This is a genomic window from Moritella viscosa (assembly GCF_900120065.1).
GTDB classification, from domain to species: Bacteria; Pseudomonadota; Gammaproteobacteria; order Enterobacterales; family Moritellaceae; genus Moritella; species Moritella viscosa.
The window spans coordinates 1-3,952 of sequence record NZ_FPLG01000116.1 but is presented as its reverse complement, the minus strand read 5'-3'; the positions used below and the strand labels follow the sequence as shown (position 1 = coordinate 3,952).

The following is a 3,952-nucleotide window of genomic DNA, read 5'->3' as shown; positions in this document are numbered from 1 at the left end:
ATGATTAAGTTAATGATAGGTAATTACACAGACTTTGGGACAGGGGCCATAAAATCGGTTTATATAGCTCTATAAACTACAATACCCGGTTTTTCTTTGGTATATTCTAAAAATGGTGTATCTACTACTTTCATATTTTTAGAGAGCGATGATGCATTTCTAAACACAGGACCATTTTTTCCATTAATAAAAATCCCTGTGTGAGTTACATCTAACCCCTTTATATTTGTATATATTCCAATATAGTCACCATTTTTCAGATTATTTATAACATTCTGGTTAATGTTTTTACCTGGGATATAATTGATTACCCTGTGAATTACTTGTAACCCATTGAGGTAGCGACCACCATCTTCTTTTTCATTTAACTCTTTTGAGATTGTTTTAGTATTATTGGTTAACGAAGTCGTCACATCCTCAGCATTTCGGTTACCATGACTATCAACATATGACCAATCAGAAAAAAAATGTTTTCGTGATAAATAATCAACGTTATCATTTTTATATCGTGTTCTAATTAAATTACGGGAAAAATCGTCAGATAGGTTATCTGACTTTCTTAACGCTTCGACATAATCTAGAAAGGTAAAGCAATCTAAGGCTTGGAAATCTGCCACTAATTGTTCAGGTTCTTTATTAGACCCGATAAGGCGATTCCTAACATAAGGAGTATTTAAAAACAATTTAGAAATAGATTGAATCTTTTTGTTATCCTCTTTATTGCTATTTAAAATGTGATTAAGTTTATTTGCTTTTGTTTCATAGTCAGATGCATAAAAGTCAAAATCATGCATTTTATAATTATCAATAACTACCTTACTTATAACGTTCGCATCAACATTTTTAAGTGTTACGCTATTTGCAACGCCCGATAGCAGTATTGGAATTAGATATACAGATAAAATTTTTAACTTCATAATAAAAATCCTTTGAGCATTTATAGTTAACGTTAAATTACTGTGGAATGACCACGTAATTAACCTTCGTGTTACTTTTAAGTTTTTTCTAATCTTGCACCATGATATTTCGACTAACTCTAATGGCTTCTGTCGTTTATTTACGCTAATGAAACCAGGAAGAAAGAAGTGGCACCTTGGAGCAAACGAGAAGTACCCAAACGTTCAGCATGGCAAACCAAACCAATCCAATTTACGTTAGCCGCTAAAACGGGATAAGTAACTAATGTGACGCTCCTAACTTGCTTAACATTTATTTGTCGCTGGTCAACACTGATACATTATCTTTCAGCTACCCCTTTGAATGATAATGATAATCGTTTGCATTACAAGTGAAAACTCTGCAGAATGGATACCCTTTGTTATTAATCATCTAGTATTAGGTCAATAAATAGGGAATAAAATGAAAATAAACATTAAAACTGGTCTATTGTCTGCACTGATTACTCAAGCTATATTTTCTTCTGCTCCGGCGTCAGCATTAAATATTGTATTAACTAACGACGATAACTGGAATAGCCATAATATTAAGGCAATGAAAGATGCATTGGTTGCAAAACATCACGATGTGATTATTGCGGCACCTTGTACAGAACAGAGTGGTAAGGGTGGTTCATTTAGTTACTTTAACCCGGTTAAAGTAGATATGACGAGGGAATCTGAGTATGAGTACTGTATTGGGGATGTGAATACAACGCAAGAATTCAACGATTATGTCGAAGGCACACCTGTTATGTCAGTCTTGTATGGTATAGATATTGCTGCACAGAAAAAGTGGGAAAAGGCACCAGATCTTGTTGTTTCAGGCCCGAATAAAGGCCACAATTTAGGTTATATGAATAATAGCTCTGGAACATTAGGGGCTGCGATGATTGCGCTCAGTCGTGGTATTCCGGCCATAGCTGTCAGTAGTCATAGGGACTCTAAGGACTATGATGGGATTGCTAATGTAGTGATAAAGGTTATCGATGAACTGGAAACCAAGCGTACGGATAAGACTAAACCGTTACTACCGATTCATATGGGACTAAATATCAACATTCCTAAAGATCTCGAAAATAACTCAGATTATCACTTTACCGATGTGGGCTGGAATGCAGGTGACCATATGGTTAAGTTTTTCGAAGACCTAGGTGTAATACCTAATGTAGAGAGTTATTCATCTAAGAACCTTAAAGGACAACATGGCGTCGGTTTTGTTCCCAGTGACATTAAGGACAGCAATGAAAACTCTGAAGGTGCCATGGTTAATCGTTACATAACAATCAGTACAATAGATGGTTGTTTACAGGCGAGACGAGGTAGAGTCGCTCTTACTAAGAAGCTTTTATCTGGCTTAAAACAAAAATAGGTTAGCACACAAGCATTATTACTATCATGGATAGCTAATAATGCTTGTATAAAGGAGGTAAACATTTGAAAAAATTAATAGATTGTACATTGGGAATTGATGTACTGATGCGGGATGTATCGTCATATGTACCGAACAATTCTCGGGTGGGTTTAGCAACGAATCCAACTGGCGTTAATTATTTTTTGCAATCTACAGTAGATCTGTTGTTTTCTCAAAAACAAATTCAACTTAGTGCATTATTTGCCTTTGAGCATGGAATTAGAGGAGATAAGCCTGCAGATATTAAGATTGATGATACTATTGATATAGAAACGGGACTCCCTGTGTACAGCATGTATGGAGAGGGCAGAGAAAAACTTAATGAAAGAATTAAGAATATTGATGTGGTCGTCTTTGATGTACAAGATTTAGGGGTAAGGTATTACACCTATATTTCTTCGCTGATTGATATGCTAAAAGCCTGCTATACACTGAAAAAAAGGCTTGTTGTATTGGATAGACCGAATCCTATGGGTTGTCAAATTTTTGGAAATATCTTAGAAAAACAGTATGAGTCTTTCATTGGTGCAATACCGATGCTGACATCTACGGGCATGACGATTGGTGAGTTTGCTATACATATACAAGATACCTACTACCCTCAGTTGGATCTTAAGATTGTTGCGATGGATAATTATAATCGTAATTTGTGGATAGACAGATACAAGTATCATTGGGTCGCCCCATCACCAAATATTCCTACTATTGACTCGGTGAAATATTATCCAATAACGGTCAACATAGAGGGCACAAATCTTTCAGAAGGGAGGGGCACCACAAGACCCTTTCAAATATTCGGAGCTCCTTGGTTGCAGGTTGATAAGACTATACAGGCCCTGAGAAATTTGGAACTTAGAGGCTTGGTATGTAATAAAGTATATTTCACTCCTACAGAGTCCAAATTTAAAGGTGAATTTTGTTATGGTATTCAATTGTTCATAGAGGATGCTGATCTGGTTGACTATACCAGAACACCCTATGAACTGTTACGTGTATTAAGGCTCTTACATAAAGAATTTGAGTGGTTTAAGTTTCCAGATGCCACTGACTATGCGATAGATTATCATTTTGGCACTGATAAAGTTCGGCTTGCTATCGATCAAGGTCTGGACTACAGTCATTTTAAAACTACATGGGAACAACAACAGTTAGCATGGAAACGAACGATTCGTACACTGTACTAATGGGTTCAATTTACCAACTAGTGACCTAGCGTTTCACTAGAAACGCGTTTAGGACAAATATATCCTTAATAATCCCTAAACGATGTAGTTCTTTTTCACTCATAGTAATCAACATGGCACAGCGCGATACTTGGATTAGTTACGACTAAGTATACTAAAATATGACTTCTCTAAATTGTTAGAGTGTGACATTACTATATTGCACTTACGCAGTTATAATAATAACTGCGTACAATGTACCTTATGTAAGAGCTAAGTAAAAAACTGGTTCGCTACGTGAAATTTAGCGAACCAAACCTCACAATAATTAATCTAGGTACGTAGCGTTTCCACAATACAACTCTTAAATAATTATTTAGGTGAATAATGTCAGATTATTCATAAGAATCAGTAATGACTGAGTCTGGGTCTTCATAAGA

General features: G+C 35.8%; 3 protein-coding genes. 2 read left to right on the top strand and 1 reads right to left on the bottom strand.

The features are described 5' to 3' along the window. Nucleotides 1-59: 59 nt before the first annotated feature. Nucleotides 60-917, bottom strand: a complete 858-nt coding sequence (locus tag BT797_RS19715; protein WP_075473246.1) for an N-acetylmuramoyl-L-alanine amidase-like domain-containing protein — start codon at nucleotides 915-917, stop codon at nucleotides 60-62. Between the two features lie 442 nt (nucleotides 918-1,359). On the opposite strand from BT797_RS19715, the gene BT797_RS19710 reads away from it, so the two are divergent. Continuing rightward, entirely contained in the window at nucleotides 1,360-2,307 is a 948-nt protein-coding gene (locus BT797_RS19710) for a 5'/3'-nucleotidase SurE (RefSeq protein WP_075473245.1), read from the top strand. A 65-nt stretch (nucleotides 2,308-2,372) separates the two neighbouring features. Continuing rightward, on the top strand, nucleotides 2,373-3,533 hold the full coding sequence (locus tag BT797_RS19705; protein WP_082293741.1) for an exo-beta-N-acetylmuramidase NamZ family protein: 1,161 nt from the start codon (nucleotides 2,373-2,375) through the stop codon (nucleotides 3,531-3,533). The last annotated feature ends 419 nt before the right edge of the window (nucleotides 3,534-3,952 follow it).

Excerpts from the sequence above, each read along its gene's own strand:
- BT797_RS19710 (WP_075473245.1), top strand. The coding sequence starts at position 1,360 with ATGAAAATAAACATTAAAACTGGTCTATTGTCTGCACTGATTACTCAA.
- BT797_RS19715 (WP_075473246.1), bottom strand. The coding sequence starts at position 917 with ATGAAGTTAAAAATTTTATCTGTATATCTAATTCCAATACTGCTATCG.